The sequence below is a fragment of the Streptomyces sp. NPDC102258 genome, from assembly GCF_055584685.1.
The window spans coordinates 1-17,892 of sequence record NZ_JBVJLO010000038.1 but is presented as its reverse complement, the minus strand read 5'-3'; the positions used below and the strand labels follow the sequence as shown (position 1 = coordinate 17,892).

Annotated in this window: 18 protein-coding genes and 3 tRNA genes; 16 read left to right on the top strand and 5 right to left on the bottom strand. The window is 72.8% G+C overall.

Annotation, left to right across the window (positions count from 1 at the left end):
* Positions 1-408 precede the first annotated feature (408 nt).
* The 9 genes from ACZ6ZT_RS33835 (at position 409) to ACZ6ZT_RS33795 (ending at position 9,755) form a co-directional block, all read left to right on the top strand.
* A complete protein-coding gene (locus ACZ6ZT_RS33835) occupies positions 409-1,377 on the top strand; it encodes a complex I subunit 1/NuoH family protein (RefSeq protein WP_469724210.1) in 969 nt (322 codons plus the stop codon).
* The gene (locus tag ACZ6ZT_RS33830; protein ID WP_469724208.1) at positions 1,377-1,976 is read left to right on the top strand and encodes a NuoI/complex I 23 kDa subunit family protein; all 600 of its coding nucleotides are present in this window, start codon (positions 1,377-1,379) and stop codon (positions 1,974-1,976) included. The genes ACZ6ZT_RS33835 and ACZ6ZT_RS33830 overlap by 1 nt, the downstream gene beginning before the upstream one ends.
* Positions 1,973-2,632 (top strand): NADH-quinone oxidoreductase subunit J family protein, encoded by a 660-nt coding sequence (locus ACZ6ZT_RS33825; protein WP_469724207.1) that lies wholly within the window; start codon positions 1,973-1,975, stop codon positions 2,630-2,632. The genes ACZ6ZT_RS33830 and ACZ6ZT_RS33825 overlap by 4 nt, the downstream gene beginning before the upstream one ends.
* On the top strand, positions 2,632-2,997 hold the full coding sequence (nuoK, locus tag ACZ6ZT_RS33820; RefSeq protein WP_469724205.1) for an NADH-quinone oxidoreductase subunit NuoK: 366 nt from the start codon (positions 2,632-2,634) through the stop codon (positions 2,995-2,997). The genes ACZ6ZT_RS33825 and nuoK overlap by 1 nt, the downstream gene beginning before the upstream one ends.
* Entirely contained in the window at positions 2,994-5,162 is a 2,169-nt protein-coding gene (locus tag ACZ6ZT_RS33815) for an NADH-quinone oxidoreductase subunit 5 family protein (protein WP_469724203.1), read from the top strand. The genes nuoK and ACZ6ZT_RS33815 overlap by 4 nt, the downstream gene beginning before the upstream one ends.
* Positions 5,163-5,200: 38 nt before the next feature.
* Positions 5,201-6,754 (top strand): complex I subunit 4 family protein, encoded by a 1,554-nt coding sequence (locus ACZ6ZT_RS33810; RefSeq protein ID WP_469724202.1) that lies wholly within the window; start codon positions 5,201-5,203, stop codon positions 6,752-6,754.
* Entirely contained in the window at positions 6,751-8,298 is a 1,548-nt protein-coding gene (locus tag ACZ6ZT_RS33805; protein WP_469724200.1) for an NADH-quinone oxidoreductase subunit N, read from the top strand. Before ACZ6ZT_RS33810 ends, ACZ6ZT_RS33805 begins: the two co-directional genes overlap by 4 nt.
* Before the next feature lie 204 nt (positions 8,299-8,502).
* Complete coding sequence (gene htpX / locus ACZ6ZT_RS33800) at positions 8,503-9,366, top strand: zinc metalloprotease HtpX (RefSeq protein ID WP_469724198.1); 864 nt, start codon at positions 8,503-8,505, stop codon at positions 9,364-9,366.
* On the top strand, positions 9,363-9,755 hold the full coding sequence (locus ACZ6ZT_RS33795) for a YccF domain-containing protein (protein ID WP_469724196.1): 393 nt from the start codon (positions 9,363-9,365) through the stop codon (positions 9,753-9,755). Before htpX ends, ACZ6ZT_RS33795 begins: the two co-directional genes overlap by 4 nt.
* 453 nt (positions 9,756-10,208) lie before the next feature.
* On the opposite strand, the gene ACZ6ZT_RS33790 is transcribed toward ACZ6ZT_RS33795, so the two are convergent.
* A complete protein-coding gene (locus ACZ6ZT_RS33790) occupies positions 10,209-11,636 on the bottom strand; it encodes a SulP family inorganic anion transporter (RefSeq protein WP_469724194.1) in 1,428 nt (475 codons plus the stop codon).
* 264 nt (positions 11,637-11,900) lie between these two features.
* Positions 11,901-12,389 (bottom strand): YajQ family cyclic di-GMP-binding protein, encoded by a 489-nt coding sequence (locus ACZ6ZT_RS33785; protein ID WP_281204205.1) that lies wholly within the window; start codon positions 12,387-12,389, stop codon positions 11,901-11,903.
* A gap of 202 nt (positions 12,390-12,591) precedes the next feature.
* Here ACZ6ZT_RS33785 and ACZ6ZT_RS33780 point away from each other — a divergent pair.
* Positions 12,592-12,673 (top strand) — tRNA-Tyr (locus ACZ6ZT_RS33780).
* A gap of 60 nt (positions 12,674-12,733) precedes the next feature.
* On the opposite strand, the gene ACZ6ZT_RS33775 is transcribed toward ACZ6ZT_RS33780, so the two are convergent.
* Positions 12,734-13,243 (bottom strand): hypothetical protein, encoded by a 510-nt coding sequence (locus tag ACZ6ZT_RS33775; RefSeq protein WP_469724192.1) that lies wholly within the window; start codon positions 13,241-13,243, stop codon positions 12,734-12,736.
* A gap of 107 nt (positions 13,244-13,350) precedes the next feature.
* On the opposite strand from ACZ6ZT_RS33775, the gene ACZ6ZT_RS33770 reads away from it, so the two are divergent.
* Positions 13,351-13,791, top strand: a complete 441-nt coding sequence (locus ACZ6ZT_RS33770; protein WP_469724191.1) for a DUF3574 domain-containing protein — start codon at positions 13,351-13,353, stop codon at positions 13,789-13,791.
* Positions 13,792-13,869: 78 nt separating this feature from the next.
* On the opposite strand, the gene ACZ6ZT_RS33765 is transcribed toward ACZ6ZT_RS33770, so the two are convergent.
* Both ACZ6ZT_RS33765 and ACZ6ZT_RS33760 read right to left on the bottom strand, forming a co-directional pair.
* Positions 13,870-14,526: an SDR family oxidoreductase gene (locus ACZ6ZT_RS33765; RefSeq protein ID WP_469724190.1), complete on the bottom strand. Its 657-nt coding sequence runs from the start codon at positions 14,524-14,526 to the stop codon at positions 13,870-13,872.
* Positions 14,527-14,580: 54 nt separating this feature from the next.
* Positions 14,581-15,918 (bottom strand): amidohydrolase family protein, encoded by a 1,338-nt coding sequence (locus ACZ6ZT_RS33760; protein WP_469724188.1) that lies wholly within the window; start codon positions 15,916-15,918, stop codon positions 14,581-14,583.
* A 353-nt stretch (positions 15,919-16,271) separates the two neighbouring features.
* On the opposite strand from ACZ6ZT_RS33760, the gene ACZ6ZT_RS33755 reads away from it, so the two are divergent.
* The 5 genes from ACZ6ZT_RS33755 (at position 16,272) to ACZ6ZT_RS33735 (ending at position 17,763) form a co-directional block, all read left to right on the top strand.
* Positions 16,272-16,344 (top strand) — tRNA-Thr (locus ACZ6ZT_RS33755).
* A gap of 48 nt (positions 16,345-16,392) precedes the next feature.
* Positions 16,393-16,465 (top strand) — tRNA-Met (locus ACZ6ZT_RS33750).
* Between the two features lie 89 nt (positions 16,466-16,554).
* On the top strand, positions 16,555-16,719 hold the full coding sequence (gene rpmG, locus ACZ6ZT_RS33745; RefSeq protein WP_007265873.1) for a 50S ribosomal protein L33: 165 nt from the start codon (positions 16,555-16,557) through the stop codon (positions 16,717-16,719).
* Between the two features lie 161 nt (positions 16,720-16,880).
* Positions 16,881-17,333, top strand: a complete 453-nt coding sequence (locus ACZ6ZT_RS33740) for an FAS1-like dehydratase domain-containing protein (RefSeq protein WP_469724187.1) — start codon at positions 16,881-16,883, stop codon at positions 17,331-17,333.
* A gap of 1 nt (position 17,334) precedes the next feature.
* A complete protein-coding gene (locus tag ACZ6ZT_RS33735; protein WP_469724185.1) occupies positions 17,335-17,763 on the top strand; it encodes a MaoC family dehydratase in 429 nt (142 codons plus the stop codon).
* The last annotated feature ends 129 nt before the right edge of the window (positions 17,764-17,892 follow it).

Here is a 17,892-nt window from a genome sequence, read left to right as displayed (position 1 = left end):
CCCGGCGCGCCGTACTCGCTCGGTGTCGGACGGCTCGGCCAGCCAGGCGCCCCCGGCGGGGGAGGCTCCGGCCCCGGAGGGCCCGCGCCCGGCGCGCCGTACCCGCTCGGTCGCGGACGGCTCGACCAGCCAGACGCCTCCGGCGGGTGAGTCCTCGTCCGCCGAGGCCGCCTCCGCCCCGGAGGCCCCGCGCCCGGCGCGCCGTACTCGCTCGGTGTCGGACGGCTCGGCCAGCCAGGCGCCCCCGGCAGCGGAACCCCCCGCAGGCCCGGCGCCCCGCCGCCCGGCTCCGCGAAGCGAAGACGCTCCGTGGCACCACCCGAAGCCCGCCTTCGAGGAGCCCGGGGAGCCCCCCGCCACCCCGCCAGACCCCGACCCCGATCCCCACACCCCCACCGGAGGCGACGCGTGAACGACGCCCTCGACGTCGCCCTGCGACTGATCGTCGTCTTCGCCGTCTTCCTCGTGCTCCCCCTCGTCGTAGGGCAGACCGAGCACAAGGTGATGGCGCACATGCAGGGCCGCCTCGGCCCCATGTACGCCGGCGGCTTCCACGGCTGGGCCCAGCTCGTCGCCGACGGAGTCAAGTTCGCGCAGAAGGAGGACATCGTCCCGGCCAACGCCGACCGGCGGATCTTCCAGCTCGCCCCCGCCGTCGCGCTGCTCCCCTACCTCCTCGTGCTCCTCGCCATCCCCATCGGCCCCGGCGACGGCGCCGTCGGGGCCGTCATCGACGCCGGCCTCTTCTTCGCGCTCGCCGTCATGGGCATCGGCGTCCTCGGCTCCCTCATGGGCGGCTGGGCCTCCGCCAACAAGTTCTCCCTGCTCGGCGGCCTCCGTACCGCCGCCCAGCTCCTCGCGTACGAGCTGCCCATGCTGCTCGCCGCCGCCTCCGTGGCGATGGCCGCCGGGACCGTGTCCCTCCCCGGCATCCTGGACGCCTTCCAGTGGTGGTGGCTGCCCTGGCAGATCATCGGCGCGCTGGTCTTCTTCACCGCCGGCCTCGCCGAACTCCAGCGGCCCCCCTTCGACATGCCCGTCGCCGACTCCGAGATCATCTTCGGCGCGTACACCGAGTACACCGGCCTGCGCTTCGCGCTGTTCCTGCTCGCCGAGTACGCCGGCATCGTCGTCCTCTGCGGCCTCACCACGGTCCTGTTCCTCGGCGGCTGGCACGGCCCCTTCGGCGGCGACGGCCTCGGCTGGGTCTGGACCCTCCTCAAGGTCGCCGTCCTCGCGTTCGTCGTCATCTGGCTCCGCGTGAGCTACCCGCGACTGCGCGAGGACCAGCTCCAGAAGCTCGCCTGGACCGTACTCATCCCCCTCGCGCTCGCCCAGATCGCGCTCACCGGCATCGTGAAGGTGGCGATCCAGTAATGCCCCCGATCCCCGGATCCGGCCTCGCCAAGGGCCTGGCCGTCACCCTGCGCACGATGACCAAGCGCGCGCACACCGCCCAGTACCCCGAGACACAGCCCGAGCTCCCGCCCCGCAGCCGCGGGGTCATCGGCCTGTTCGAGGAGAACTGCACGGTCTGCATGCTGTGCGCCCGCGAGTGCCCCGACTGGTGCATCTACATCGACTCCCACAAGGAGACGGTGCCCGCCGCCGCCCCGGGCGGCCGCGAGCGCAGCCGCAACGTCCTCGACCGCTTCGCCATCGACTTCTCCCTCTGCATGTACTGCGGCATCTGCATCGAGGTGTGCCCCTTCGACGCCCTGTTCTGGTCGCCGGAGTTCGAGTACGCGGAGACCGACATCCACGACCTCACCCACGAGCGCGACAAGCTGCGCGAGTGGATGTGGACCGTGCCGGCCCCGCCCGCCCTGGACCCGGCCGCCGAGGAGCCCAAGGAGATCGCCGCCGCCCGCAAGGCCGTGGAGAAGGCCGAAGCCGCCGCGGCGGCCGCCCGGGCCGCCGCAGCCGCGGACACCCCGGACGGCACGCCCCCGACCACCCCGGAGGCCGACGCGTGAGCCCCGCAACCGCCCCCCTGGCAGCCGCCGCGGGCCACGGCTTCCTCTCGCCGACCGGCGTCGAGATCGCCTTCGTCCTCGTCGGCCTCGCCACCCTCGGCGCGGCCGTCATCACGGTCACCACCAAGCAGCTCGTGCACGCCGCCCTCTGGCTGGTCGTGGCCCTCGGCGGGATCGCCGTCGAGTACCTGCTGCTGACCGCCGAGTTCATCGCCTGGGTCCAGGTCCTGATCTACCTCGGCTCCGTGGTCGTCCTCCTCCTCTTCGGGCTGATGCTCACCAGGGCCCCGATCGGCCGCTCCCCGGACGCCGACTCCGGCAACCGGTGGGTCGCCCTCGGTGTCGCCGGCGTCGCGGGTGCCGCCCTCGTCTGGGTGGTCGTCGACGCCTTCCGCACCACCTGGATCGACCTCGACGGGCCCGCCCAGGGCTCCACCAAGGTCTCCGGCGAGATCCTCTTCCAGCACTGGGTGCTGCCCTTCGAGGCGCTCTCCGTGCTCCTCCTCGCCGCCCTGATCGGCGCGATCGTCCTCTCCCGCCGCACCACCCCCGCCGAAGAAGCCGAGGCCGAAGCCGAAGCCGCCGCCCGCGACGCCGGCGACCGGCCCCTCCCCACCGGTGACACCGACGGCCGCAGCGGGAAGGGACCGCGCTGATGCACCTCGCCTACCCCGCCGTCCTGGCGGTCCTGCTCTTCGCCACCGGCCTCTACGGAGTGCTCGCCCGCCGCAACGCCATCCTGGTCCTGATGTCCGTCGAGCTGATGCTCAACGCCGTCAACCTCAACCTGGTGGCCTTCGACGTCTGGCTGCGCGACACGCTGCACGCCGGCCAGGCACTCACCCTGTTCACGATCGCCATCGCCGCCGCCGAGATCGGCATCGGCCTCGCGATCGTCCTCACGGTCTACCGCAACCGGGGCACCTCGGACGTCGACAGGCTGCGCGACACCGCCGAGGGCCACGACGGCACCGGCACCCGGTCCGACGACACCACCACCCGGCCGGAGGTCGCCGCGTGAGCACCACGACCCTCGCGGTCCTCGTCCCCCTCCTGCCCTTCCTCGGCGCGGTGGCAGGCCTGCTCCTCGGCCGGACCGCCCCCGGCTTCGTCCGCCCGCTCGCCATCCTGCCGACGCTGGCCGCCGCCGTACTGGCCGTGTGCGTCGCCGTCCGCCAGGGCGGCGGCGCGGCGATCGACACCGCCACCGAGCTGACCCCGACCGGCTCCGTGCCGATCGACCTCTCGCTCCACCTGGACGGCTTCGCCGCCCTCGTCGCCGTCCTCGTCGGAGTCGTCGCCACCTGCGTTCAGCTCTACTCGACGGCCTACCTCCGCGAGGACCCCCGCTACCCCTCCTACGCGGCGCTCGTCTCCCTCTTCACCTCCGCCATGCTGCTCGTCGTCTACTCCGGCGATCTGATGGTGCTGCTGGTCGGCTGGGAGGTCATGGGCATCTGCTCCTACTTCCTCGTCGGCCACTACTGGGAGACCGAGGCGGCCCGCTCCGCCTCCCTGAAGGCCTTCCTCGTCACCAAGCTCGGCGACGTGCCCTTCCTCATCGGGCTGTTCGCGCTCGCCGCCGACGCCGGCTCCTTCCGGATCACCAAGATCCTCGGCGCCGTCGCCTCCGGCGGCCTCGACCACCCGACGCTGATCGCGCTGCTCCTGCTCGCGGGCGTCGCCGGGAAGTCCGCGCAGTTCCCGCTGCACACCTGGCTCCCCGACGCCATGGCCGGCCCCACCCCGGTCTCCGCGCTGATCCACGCCGCGACGATGGTCGCCGCCGGCGTCTACTTCGTCGCCCGCCTCCTGCCCGTCTTCGCGGCCTCCCGCGCCGCACTGGTGGTCATGGCCGTCATGGCGGCCGTCACCATGGTCGGCTCCGCCCTCGCCGCCCTCGCCCAGGACGACATCAAGCGCGTCCTCGCCTACTCCACGGTCGGCCAGCTCGGCTACATGACCGGGGCCCTGGCCGTCGGCGACCGCGGCGCCGCCGTCTTCCACCTCCTGTCCCACGGCGCCTTCAAGGCGCTCCTCTTCCTCGGCGCGGGCGTGATCATCCACGCCGCCGGGACGAACTCCCTGGCCGCCATGTCCCGCATGGACGGCCTGTCCAAGCGCGTCCCCGACGCCTTCTGGACGATGACGATCGCGCTGCTCGCGCTCGCCGCCATCCCGCCCTTCGCCGGCTTCTTCTCCAAGGAAGCCGTCCTCGTCGCCGCCGAGCACGCCGCCGGCGGCCACTCCGACATCGCCCCCAGCGCCGCCGGCTGGCTGGTCCTGGTCGCCGGCGTGCTGACGGCCCTGCTCACCGCCGCCTACGCCACCCGGCTGTGGCTGATGGCCTTCCGCGGCCGGGGCGCCGCCGCCCCCGACCACGGCAGGCAGCCCGTCGCCATGACCGGCGTGCTGTGGCTGCTGGCGATCCCCACCACCGCCTTCGGCCTCGCCGCGGGCCCCCTCGCCGACTGGTTCGACGGCAGGGCACTCACCCCGTCCGTGACCACCTCGGTCCTCGGCACGGGCGCCGCCCTCATCGGCGTCATGCTCACCTACGCCCTCTGGCAGCGCGCCACGGCCCAGACCGCCGCCACCGCCCGCGCCCAGGCCCTCTCAGCAGCCACCCCCGGCACGACGGCTACCCCCGGCATGACGGCTACCCCCGGCATGACGGCTACCCCTGGCACGACGGCCATCCCGGCGGATACGACCGTCTCCCCGGCCGACGCGACCGCCCTAGCGGCGGCCACGACCGCCCCCGCCGCCGTCACGGCCGCCCGGTCCGCCGCCACGGCCGCCGCCGAGTCCGCCGCCGAAACCCCCGAGGTCGCCGAGGTCACCCACGACCACCCGGCCGTCCCCGCCGGCCCGGCCCCCGACCCCGGCCGCGCGCTGCTGGGCCCCCTGCACCGGCACGCCGCCGACGGCTTCCACCTCGACGCCGTCTACGACCGGCTCTTCGTCCGCCCCGTCCGCGCGGCCGCGAGCCTGGTCCGCTTCCTGGACCGCGAGGTCGTGGACACGTACGTCCGCGGCGCGGGCGCCGGCCCCCGGCTGCTCGGCAGCCTCGTCCGCCGGGCCCAGACCGGCAACGTGCAGAGCTACCTGAGCGCCCTGCTCGCCGGCGCCGTGGTCCTGGCGATCGCCACGGCCGTCCTCGCCAACGTCAACGCCGGATCGTGAGCCGAGAGTCAGCCGTGATCGATATCAGCCCGTCCGTGATGCAGTTCCTTCTGGCGTTCATCGTCGCCGCCCCCCTCCTCGGAGCCGTCGCGGCCCTCCTGCCGGCCCCGCCCGGGCTCAAGGGCAAGAGCCCCGAACAGGCCGTGCTCCGCCACGGCGTCACCGTCACCGGCGTCATCCTCGCCGCGGCCATCGCCCTCACCCTGGGCTTCGACCGCGACGCCCCGTCCCGCTTCCAGGCGACGACGGACATCAGCTGGATCCAGGCGCTGAACATCCGGATCCACCTCGGCGTCGACGGCATCTCGCTCCCCCTCCTCCTGATGACCGCGCTGCTGTTCTTCCTCTGCGCGGTGTACAGCTACTTCAAGCTCCCCGAGGGCCCCTCCGCGAAGGCCTTCGTCGCCCTGCTCCTGGTCCTGGAGTCCGGCACCCTGGCGACCTTCGCGGTCCTCGACCTGCTGCTGTTCTTCCTCGCCTTCGAGATGGTCCTCATCCCGATGTACTTCCTCATCGCCCGCTGGGGTGGTGCTCAGCGGCAGGCGGCCGCCTGGAAGTTCATCCTCTACACCCTCCTCGGATCCGTGGTCATGCTCCTCGGACTGCTGCTGATCGGACTGAACAGCGGCACTTTCGACATGGTGGCACTCGCCTCTGACAACGGCCGCGGACTGACCCACACCACCCAGCTCATCGCCGTCCTCGCCATCGGCACCGGCCTCGCCGTGAAGACCCCGATGTGGCCCCTGCACAGCTGGCTGCCGGATGCCCACACCGCCGCCCCCACCGCCGGATCGGTGCTGCTGGCGGGCGTCATGCTGAAGATGGGCACGTACGGGTTCGTCCGCATCCTGCTGCCGGTCACCCCCGACGGCATGCGCACCTTCGCCCCGTACCTCGGCGCCTTCGCCGCCGTCGGCATCGTCTACGGATCCCTCGCCTGCCTGGCCCTCGCCCGCAAGGGCAACAAGGGCGACCTCAAGCGCCTGATCGCGTACTCCTCCGTCGGGCACATGGGCTTCGTCCTCCTCGGCATCGCGTCCATGACCCCCACCGGCGTCAACGGCGCGCTCTTCGCCAACATCGCCCACGGCCTGATCACCGGCCTCCTCTTCTTCCTGGTCGGCGCCCTCAAGGACCGTTACGGCACCGCCGACCTCGACACCCTCGCCGGCGCGACCGGCGCCGCCCTCTACGGCCGCGCCCCCCGCCTCGGCGCCCTCCTCGCCTTCGCCGCCGTCGCCTCCCTCGGCCTGCCCGGCCTGGCCGGCTTCTGGGGCGAGATGCTCGCCCTCTTCGGCGCGTTCGACCCCGCCCGGGGCCTCTCCCGCCCCGCCTTCCTCACCTACATGGCCGTCGGCGCGTTCGGCACCCTGCTGACCGCCGCGTACCTGCTGATCGTGGTGCGGCGGGTCTGCATGGGCGACCCGAAGTCCGGCCCCGAGGTCACCCTCAAGGACGTCCAGCACTACGAGTTCGCCGCCTGGACCCCGCTCGTCGCCCTCACCGTCCTCGCGGGCCTGTGGCCCGCGGTGCTCCTCGGCCTCACCGACCCGGCCGTCCAGAAGCTCCTCGCAGGAGGCAACGCATGACGGCCCCGACGGCCCTCGCCGCCGCCACCCCCAGCCTCGTCCAGTCCGTCGACTGGCTCGCGATCGCGCCCGTGGTCATCCCCGCCGCCGTCGCCCTGATCGTCCTCGTCGCCGACCTGTTCGTCGCCGAACGCCGCAAGCCGGTCCTCGGCTGGATCTCGGTGGCCGGCCTGGCCGCCGCGACCGCCGCCCTGCTGCCGCTGCGCGCCGGGGACCGCGCCACCTTCTGCCTCACCTCGGACCCGGGCGCCTGCAGTTACACCGCCGACCACTTCGCGCTCGTCATCCAGTTCCTCGTCCTGGCCGGCGCCCTGGTCACCGCCCTGCTGTCGGTCACCGTCGTCCGCGAGACGCGCATGCCCGCCGGTGAGTACTGGTTCCTGCTGCTCTCCTCCGCCGCCGGCGCGGCCCTGCTGCCCGCCGCCCGCGACCTCGCCACCCTCATCGTCGCCCTCGAAGTCGCCTCGCTGCCCGCCTTCGCCCTCGTCGGCATGCGGCGCGGCGACCGGCTCTCCTCCGAGGCCGCCCTGAAGTTCTTCCTGTCCTCCGTCACCGCCACCGCCGTGTCCCTCATGGGCGTCAGCTTCGTCTACGCGGCCACCGGCTCCCTGCACCTCACCCAGGTCGCCGGCCGGCTCGAAGACGTCCCCGGGCAGCTCGGCACCCTCGCCATGGCCGGCGTCGCCCTCACCCTCGTCGGCTTCGCCTTCAAGACCGCCGCCGTGCCCTTCCACTTCTGGGTCCCGGACACCTACGTGGGCGCTCCGCTGCCCATCGCCGGCTACCTCTCCGTGATCGGCAAGGCCGTCGGCTTCACCGGCCTGATCCTCGTCACCGTGATCGCCTTCCCGGCGTACTCCGACATCTGGGGCCCCGCCCTCGCCGTCCTCGCCGCGCTCACCATGACCCTCGGCAACGCCGCCGCCCTGCGCCAGTCCCCGGACCGCCCGAACAGCGCCGTACGGCTCCTCGCCTGGTCCTCGGTCGGCCAGGCCGGCTACCTGCTGGTCCCGATCGCCGCGGCCGCGTACACCGACCGCGACCAGATCGGCTCCACCGTCGCCTACGCGCTGATGTACGGCGCGGTGAACCTCGGCGCCTTCTCCGTGGCCGCGCTGGTCGCCCGTACGAAGCCGCTGCACCGCGTCAGCGACTACCGCGGCCTGTACGCCGAGCGGCCCTTCGCCGCCCTCGCGCTGGCCTTCTTCCTGCTCTGCCTGGCCGGCCTGCCGCCGGGCATCATCGGCCTCTTCGCCAAGGTCACCGTCTTCCGCTCCGCCGTCGACGCCGGTCTCGGCTGGCTCGCGGTGGTGATGGCCGTCAACGTCGTCGTCGCCCTGTACTACTACCTGCGCTGGACGGCGCTCCTGTTCCGTCCCGCCGAGGACGCGCCGGACGCGGAGGGCGCGCCGAGGCTCGTACGGACGAAGGCCCCCCGGCCGGTCACCGCGGCGATCGCCCTCACCGCCGTCACCGCCCTGGTCCTCTCGGGCGCCCCGCAGCTCGTCCTCCGCTTCGCCGCCGGCACACTCTTCCCGCAGTAGCCGTACGCGGTGACCCGTACGCCGTAACCCGTACGGAGCAACCCCCGCCGCCCGCCCCCGCCGCCCGCCCCGGGGGCGGGGGCCCGGCCGTGCCCGGGGAACCAGACGCGCCCACCTCGCGTTGACCAGGAAGGAAGGGTCCACTGGACCGAAGACCCTCCACTCCTGGACGGGGTCCCCTGCGCACCATTTGGAGGGCGTACCGTGCACCGCCGGCACAACGGGCTGAAGACCGCCGTACTCCTCGGCGGGCTGTCCGCACTCATCATCCTCATCGGAAGCTTCTTCGGGCGGGGCGGCCTGATCATCGCCGTCCTCGTCGCCCTGGGCACGAACGCGTACGCGTACTGGAACAGCGACAAGCTCGCTCTACGCGCGATGCGCGCCCGCCCGGTCAGCGAATTCGAGGCCCCCGCGCTCTACCGCATGGTGCGCGAGCTCTCCACCTCCGCCCGCCAGCCCATGCCACGGCTCTACATCTCCCCGACCGAGGCCCCCAACGCCTTCGCCACCGGACGCAACCCGCGCAACGCCGCCGTCTGCTGCACCGAGGGCATCCTGCGGATCCTCGACGAGCGCGAGCTGCGCGGGGTCATCGGCCACGAGCTGAGCCACGTCTACAACCGCGACATCCTGATCTCGTCGGTCGCCGGAGCGCTCGCCTCCGTGATCATGTTCCTGGTCAACTTCGCCTGGCTGATCCCCTTCGGCCGTTCCAATGACGACGAGGGCCCCGGCCTCTTCGGCATGCTGCTGATCATGATTCTCGGCCCGCTGGCCGCCTCCGTGATCCAGCTCGCCATCAGCCGCTCGCGCGAGTACCAGGCGGACGCCTCCGGAGCCCAGCTCACCGGTGACCCGCTGGCCCTGGCGAGCGCCCTGCGTAAGCTCGACGCGGGCACCAAGCAGCTCCCGCTGCCCCCCGAGCCCCGTATCGAGACGGCGAGCCACATGATGATCGCCAACCCCTTCCGCCCGGGCGACGGACTGTCCAAGATGTTCTCGACGCACCCTCCGATGGCCGAGCGCATCGCCCGGCTCGAACAGATGGCAGGACGCAGCCAGTGAAAACCATCCTGAACGTCATCTGGCTCGTGCTCAGCGGCATCTGGCTCTTCCTCGGCTACTGCCTCGCCGGTGTGCTGCTGTGCGTCACCATCATCGGCATCCCGTTCGGCATCGCGGCCTTCCGCATCGCCGTGTACGCCCTCTGGCCCTTCGGCTACACCACTGTCGAGCGCCGCGACGCGGGCGCCGGCTCCTGCGTGGGCAACGTCCTGTGGCTGCTGCTCGCCGGCTGGTGGCTCGCCATCGGCCACATCGTCACCGGCCTCGCCCTCTGCGTCACGATCATCGGGATCCCCTTCGGCATCGCCAACTTCAAGATGGTGCCGCTCTCCCTGCTCCCGCTGGGCCGCGAAATCGTCCCGACGGACGCCCCTTTCGCCTCCCGCTGACCGGAGTTATCCACAGGCCTGGCGGGCTGTCGCAGGGGTGCGCGACGATGGGCGCATGAACGAGACAGAGCGGTTGCCCCAGCAAGTCGCCCGGCCCGTACGCCACTCCACGCGCGGGTCGGGAGCGCCCCTCCCGGCCCCCCTGGGCGGCGGGGAGGCAGGCCGGTCCGCGTCCATACCCGCCGCGCCGGCTCCAGGGGCCCTGCCGACGACCCGCATATGAACTCGGGGGCGGCTCAGGGCAGTCCAGCCGCCCCACCACGCCCAGCGCCCCCACCGACGCCCCCGTCGCCGCCGCGACACGGGCGGCGCGCAGGCGGGCGGCACCCCGCCAGACAGCCGCACGGCTGCCACGGCTCGCTCCTTGACAGCTCAAGAGAGAGCCCGCGCGAAACGTTCGCCATCGCGTAGCCGGCCCCCGCCACTCCGGGGGAGGGGTGACCGGGAGCCGGGCTAGACGACGCCTTCGCGGCCGGGCAGCGGCGTCCGTGTGAGTTCCCACCCCTCCAAGGCCGTCAGGCAGGCGTGGTCCATGTGCCGCAGCCCGCTCAGATCGAGCCGCACCGACGCCGCGTGCGGCACCGCCTCCAACGAGTCCAGCAGCTTCGGGAGCCTCAGGAAGCTGGCGTTCCCCAGGACCCGTACGCACAGCTCCTCACCCTCCCAGACCTCCTCGACGTGGACGTGGGAGGTCTCCCAGGCCGCCTTGGCGACGGCGAGCCCCAGCCCCACCAGCACCCCCTCGAAGAGACTGGTCGCCACGATCGCGACGGCCGGCACCACCAGGACCACCGCCTCCCCCCGGTGCGTCCGCCACAGTGCGGCCACCGCCCGCACCGGCAGCAGCTTCCAGCCGGCATGCAGCAGCACCCCGGCCAGCGCCGCCAGCGGCACCACCTCCAGCGCCCGCGGGAACACCGCCGCGAACAGCAACAGCCAGCCCCCGTGCAGGATCCGGGAGGCCCGGGTCCGCGCCCCGGCCTCCACATTGGCCGCGCTGCGCACGATGACGGCGGTCATCGGCAGCGCCCCGAGCACACCGCAGACGGTGTTGCCGACCCCCTGGGCGATCAGCTCCCGGTCGTAGTCGGTACGCGGCCCGTCGTGCATCCGGTCGACGGCCGCGGCACTGAAGAGGGTCTCGGCGGAGGCGATCAGCGCGAGCGCGATCACGCTCCCGACGGCCCCCACGGAGGCCAGCGCCCCGAAGTCGGCCCAGCCCGGCGGAGCCACGGCGGTCAGCACCCCGGTCACCCGCACCCGTTCCACCGGCAGCCGCAGCACCCGCGCCGCGAGGGTGGCGGCGGCCACGGCGACGAGCGCGCCCGGCACCAGCCGCAGCCGCGACGGCAGCCGGCGCCACACCACCAGCACCGCGACGGTCCCGGCCCCCAGGGCGACGGCGCCCCAGTCCGCCCGGGCCCCCAGCTCGTGCATCCCGCCCAGCTTGGCCAGGGTCGGGCCCGGCGCCTCGACCCCGCTCAGGGCGTAGAGCTGCCCGGTGATCAGCACCAGCCCGATCCCGGCCAGCATCCCGTGCACGACGGCCAGGGAGATCGCCCGGAACCACCGCCCGAGCCGCAGCACGCCCATGCCCAGCTGGAGCAGCCCGGCGGCCAGCACCAGTACCCCGAGCGCGGGCAGCCCGAAGGTGCCCACCGCTTCGTAGACGAGCACGGTCAGCCCGGCGGCGGGACCGCTGACCTGGAGCGCGCTGCCCCGGAACCAGCCGGTGACCAGCCCGCCGACCACCCCGGTGACGATTCCCAGCTCGGCCGGCACCCCGGAGGCGACCGACACCCCCACGCACAGCGGTAGCGCGACCAGCGCGACGACGACGGACGCCCCGAAGTCCGCACGGAAACTGCCGGCCCCAGGCATGCGGGAACCCCCTGTCACACGGTGAACGATGGTTCACCCAGCGTGACGGGCGCACGGGTCGGCGCCTAGTGACCACGAGGATCCCGCGAAGGAGCACGCGCCGCTCACGCCGGGCACACACCTCCACGCGCGGGTACGACGAAGGGCACAGCACGGGCGGCCGCCGAGGAAGGCCTCGGCGATCCGCCCCCGCTGTGCCCCGCGGTTCCGCTCGTCAGCGCGTCCGGCGCATCCGGCATGCCCGGTGTGCCGGGCGGCGGTGGATCAGCGGTAGTTCACGAACTGGATCGCGAAGTCCAGGTCCTTGCCCTTGAGGAGGGCCTGGATGGCCTGGAGGTCGTCGCGGCTCTTGGAGCTGACGCGCAGCTCCTCGCCCTGGACCTGGGCCTTGACGCCCTTGGGGCCCTCGTCCCGGATGATCTTCGCGACCTTCTTGGCGTTCTCCTGGGAGATGCCCTCCTCGATCGTCGCGAAGATCTTGTACTCCTTGCCGGACAGCTGCGGCTCACCGGCGTCGAGCGCCTTGAGCGAGATGCCGCGCTTGACCAGCTTGGTCTCGAACACGTCGAGGACGGCCTTGACGCGCTCCTCGGAGTTCGCCTCCATCAGGATCTTCTCGCCGGACCAGGCGATCGACGCGCCCGTGCCCTTGAAGTCGTAGCGCTGCGAGAGCTCCTTCGCGGACTGGTTGAGGGCGTTGTCGACCTCCTGCCGCTCGACCTTCGAGACGATGTCGAAACTGGAGTCGGCCATGTGCTGTGGCTCCTTGAAGTCGGCTGTGGTGTGCCCCGGAGGGCGCGGCCGGACAACCCCGGCCCGCTCGGCAAAGCCTAGCCACCGCACCCGCGCGGGGCGCTGATCAATCCGGTGGCGAACCACCCCCGGGCATCGGGTATCGTTTACGTCGTTGCCGCAGAACAACGCCGCAAGGCGAAGGAACTGGGCGACATCCCATGGCGGTGTGCCCGAGTGGCCAATGGGAGCGGACTGTAAATCCGTCGGCTTAGCCTACCCAGGTTCGAATCCTGGCGCCGCCACGCGAGTGGAACCCCCGTTCATCTGCGGAAACGCAGGGGCGGGGGTTTCTTCGCATGCGGCTACGGGACCGGGTCGGTCACCGTCAGGTGGTACGTGGTGTTCAGCCAGAAGCCGTTCGTGGCCGCGGCGTCTATTTCCAGCACGAAATGGCCCGGCGACAGGGGCGCGAGAGCGCACCACAGTCCCCACGCCACCCGGGGTATGCCCCCGCTCTGGAAGGGCTTCGAGGAGAACTCGCGCAGCGGCAGGGGAGTGCCGTTCAGGGCGGCCGAGGCCCGGGTGGTCTCCAGCCGCCAGGGCTGCGTGACGAACGGCACCGCGGGGCGCTGCGTGTTCAGCACCGGGAAGAACAGCCGCCGCCCCGCCGGGACGGCGCACCGCCGCACCACCCGGCCGCCGAAGCTGCCCGCCAGGAACCAGAGGCCGGCCGGCTGGCGCCATCCGGCGTAGGCCCCCGTCGTATCGGCCACGGGGCTCTCGTCGACCGGCGCGGACAGGGCCCACTTCCACCACCGGGCGGCGAGCCGGCCACCCTCCGCCGCGCCGAGCCGCCAGTCGCCCTCGCCCATGCCCCCACCCCGGTACACCTCGTACGGCCGCCCCCTGCGGCCGATTCCGGGTGACCCTATCGGGCCACTCCCGCGCACCGATGAGGGCGGACCGTCGTTCTCGGGGCGTGACATGGACATCGGACAGACGAGGGAAAGCCGGAGGCGGGGTACTGGTCGCCCTGCTCGGCGCGGGCATCCCGGCCCTGCTGGGAGCGGCACTGCACGACCCGACCGGCGAGCCCTACCGGGAAACCCGGCTCTCCTTCACCGCCGAACGCCCCGGCGGCCGGGGGCCCGTCGCCGAAGCCGAGTTCAGGCGGTTCCTGGACCGGGAGGTCACCCCCGCCTTCCCCGAAGGACTGACCGTCCGTGACGGACGCGGGCAGCGGCGGGGCCAGGACGGTGCGCTCGTCCACGAGACCACGTACGAGGTCGCCCTGCTCTACCCCGAGAGCGAGGCCGCGGAGCGCGGCGCCCGCGTCGAACGCGTCCGGCGGGCCTACCGCGACCAGTTCCGGCAGGCGGCCGTCGGCCGCACCGACGACACGGTGCGGTCCGGCTTCTGACGGGCGGTCGGGGCGGGGAGTCGGGGCAGGCAGGGGGCGGCCGGTCGGGCGGGCCGGATGAGCCCCCGCGCCCAAGGGTCAGTTGCCCGCCACGTCCTTCACCGCCACCGACACCGGCGTCGAGCCCGACACCAGCTCCAGGGTCAGCCCCGCCGTCGCCGGAGTTTCCACCAGCTCCGCCAGGACCGCCGCCACGTCGTCGCGCGGCACCGTACCCCGGCCGGTGCGCGCCTCCAGCCGGACCAGCCCGCTCCCGGCGTCATCGGTCAGCCCGCCCGGACGCAGGATCGTCCACTCCAGCCCCAGCCGTGTCCGCAGGTGCTCATCGGCCTCGCCCTTGGCCCGCAGGTAGAAGTCGAACACCTCATCCCCCTCGTGCCGGGCGTCGGCGCCCATCGAGGAGACCATCAGGAAGCGCCGCACCCGAGCCCGTTCGGCGGCGTCCGCGAACAGCACCGCCGCGCCCCGGTCCACGGTGTCCTTACGGTCGACGCCGCTGCCCGGGCCGGCCCCGGCCGCGAACACCGCCACGTCCGCGCCGTGCAGGATCCCGGCCACGTGCTCGACCGAGGCGGACTCCAGGTCGCACAGCACCGGTTCCGCGCCGGCCTCCCGCAGGTCCGCGCCCTGCTCCGGGTCCCGGATGATGCCCGCGACCTCGTACCCGCGTGCGGCGAGCAGGCGCTCCAGCCGCAGCGCGATCTGACCGTGTCCACCCGCGATGACGATGCGCATGCCCCGACGGTACGACGAGCCGGGCGCCCCCGCCCGCGAACGCCCGGCGCCCGCTCAGGGGCCGGGCTCGGTACGGCCCTGCCGGGGCAGGTCCAGGGCCACCGCGACCGCCGAGTCGCAGTACTCCCGTACGGCACTCGTCCGGGCTACCACCCGCCCCCGGTGGATCACGATCCGGCTGTATGCGAGGGACAGCACCCCGGCGATCCGTTCCCCGCGCACGGCCAGCAGCTCCGCCGGGAAGCCCGCCTCCACCCGCACCTCCGGCAGACCCATGGCCTCCCGGGCGGCGGTGCTCACCGCCTGGTAGGCCTCCGGGGCGCGCAGGCCGCCCTGGGAGGCGAGCAGGTACGCGGCTTCGAGCGGGTCGCCCCGGCCGACCGGGTTCCCGGCGTCCCGCAGCGCCCCGCTGCCCGCCGCGACCCGGACCCCGGCCGCCCGCAGGAGCCGTACGGGGGCGGTGCGCAGGCCGCGCCGCTCCAGGGCGGCGCAGTCCCCTTGGGGCAGGCAGGTGACGCGCACCCCGGCCGCCGCGAGCTGATCGGCGGCCCGGGCGGCGGCGTCCAGCGGCAGCCGGGACAGGCCGCCGCAGGGCCCGATGGTCACCCCGGGCCGCAGCCCGCCGGCCATCGCGGCGAGGCGGGCCAGCCGGCCCGGGTCGTCACCGTCCGTGTGCAGGTCGACGGGGCAGCCGTGCTCGGCGGCCAGCTCCAGGACGGCTTCGAGGAAGCCCGTGGGGTCCGGGTCCAGGTCGGGGCAGCCGCCGATCACGGAGGCGCCCATCTTGACGGCGTCGCGCAGCATGGCCAGCCCGTCGGCGCCCGCCGCCCCGGTCAGCAGCCGGGGGACGGCGACGGTGGTCAGGTCGGCCAGGCCGCGCAGCGAGCGGCGGGCCTGGAGCACCGCCTCCATGGGGCCCAGGCCGTGCACGTCCCCGATCCGGACGTGGGAGCGCACGGCCGTGGCGCCGTGGCCGAGCTGGAGCAGGGCCGCCTCGGTGGCCCGGCGCTGCACCTCGTCGGGGGCGTAGGAGACGGGCCCCTCGGCGTCGGCGGTGAGGGCGGTGTCCCCGTGGGCGTGCGGCTCGGCGGGGGCGGGCAGGAGCAGGTACCCGCGCAGGTCGACCCGGGCCAGGGCGGGCGCGGGGAGGCTGCCCGCGGTGCCGACGGCCTGGATGCGGCCACCGCTGAGCCGCACGTCCACGGTACGGCCGTCGGTGAGGCGGGCCCCGGAGAGGAGCAGCCCGGCGGCCTCGGGCGGGGGGCTGGCGAAGGGGTCACGGGCCCGAGCCGGGGCGGGATGCCGCGCGGCGCCCTCGACGGGCTCGCGGGCCGGACCCCCGGCGGGGTTGCGCGGGGCGGGGGACGGCTGCGGCGGCTGGCTGTCGGACATCGCGCTCCTGCGGGGGCTCGGGCGGTTCCTGTGCCGTGGCCGCAGCCCGCGGCCCAAGATCACGCAGCGTGCTCAGAGCCTAGGGCGCGGGGCACTCCGGGTCGCGGAGGAGCGCAATAGTCGTACCGGTGTGGTGTGTGAGGGCGGAGTGGCGTGCCGAGGGGATGCGGAGGGGGGCGTGGAGGGGGTACGGAGGGGGTGCCGACTTTGTGACCCCGGACACATTTAGGGCGAAAAGTGGGCTTGGCGGGGGTGGAGGGCCGTCGGGGAATGTCGGGGGCGGGGCGCCCGAGCCCAGTCCCCCCAAAGGATTTGGGCGATCGGCGGGCAACCGTGTAATGTCTTCATCGCTCGCCCCAATAGCTCAGTCGGTAGAGCGTCTCCATGGTAAGGAGAAGGTCTGCGGTTCGATTCCGCATTGGGGCTCTGGTGAGAGAGGTTCCCCACCCTCGGGTGGGGAGTCGATCACATCAAAGCGGCGTAGCTCAGTCGGTAGAGCAAGCGGCTCATAATCGCTGTGTCACCGGTTCAAGTCCGGTCGCCGCTACACACAGTAGCCGATTGCGGGGTCGGTCTCCCGGTCGGCTACTCTTGTATGCGTTCATCCGTCCCAATTGTCCGTCAAGGAGCACTCACGTGGCTGCCACCGACGTCCGCCCGAAGATCACGCTGGCCTGCGTGGAGTGCAAGGAGCGGAACTACATCACCAAGAAGAACCGGCGTAACAACCCGGACCGCATGGAGATGAAGAAGCACTGCCCGCGTTGCAACTCGCACACCGCGCACCGCGAGACCCGCTGATCCTGGCGAAGTCTCGAATATAGGCACCGTCATGAGGTCGCCCCCTTCATTGGGGGGCGGCCTCGTGTCGTTTCCGCCGAGGGTCTTGATCGCTGACCGACGTGATCTTTTCCTCCCCGTCCGTAGACTTTTCGTGTCCCTTCAACAGGAGGTAGTGAGCCATGGCCCTCGACCAGACCTTCGTGGGGCGGACCTACCCGCCCACCGATCCCTACGAGGTCGGCCGGGAGAAGATCCGCGAATTCGCGGTAGCGGTGGGTGACGAAAATCCCGTCTACACCGACCCCGAGGCCGCCAAGGCGTTCGGTCACCAGGACGTGATCGCCCCGCCGACGTTCGTGTTCGCCATCACGTTCGCGGCCGCCGGCCAGGTCATCGCGGACCCGCAGCTGGGGCTGGACTACAGCCGCGTCGTGCACGGCGACCAGAAGTTCGCGTACGTCCGGCCCGTGCGGGCCGGAGACCGGCTGCGCGTCACCTCCACGATCGAAGCCGTGAAGTCGCTCGCGGGCAACGACATCATCGACATCCGCGGTGAAGTCCACGAAGAGTCCGGCGAGCACGTGGTGACCGCGTGGACCAAGCTCGTGTCCCGCGCCCCCGAGGAGGCCTGAGATGACCGCCCAGATCCAGTACGCGGACGTCGAGGTCGGCACCGAGCTGCCCGCCGCCTCCTTCCCCGTCACGCGGGCCACACTGGTCCGCTACGCCGGTGCGTCGGGTGACTTCAACCCGATCCACTGGAACGAGAAGTTCGCCAAGGAGGTCGGACTGCCGGACGTGATCGCGCACGGCATGTTCACCATGGCCGAGGCGATCCGCGTCGTGACCGACTGGATAGGTGACCCGGGCGCGGTCGTCGAGTACGGCGTCCGCTTCACCAAGCCGGTGGTGGTCCCGAACGACGACCAGGGCGCACTGATCGAGGTAACCGCCAAGGTCGCCGCCAAGCTGGACGACAACCGCGTACGGGTGGACCTGACGGCGATGAGCGCGGGCCAAAAGGTCCTCGGCATGTCCCGCGCGGTGGTCCAGCTGGCGTAGGGGGGCGGGGCGGGGCGGGGCGGGGTCGGAGGTGCGGGGCCTTAGCTGATCCGCATCAGGGAGGGATTTGGTGATTTCCCGTCCGTCTCATCGTCCTTCCGGGGCGGGCCGGCGCGTCAAGGGCGCTCC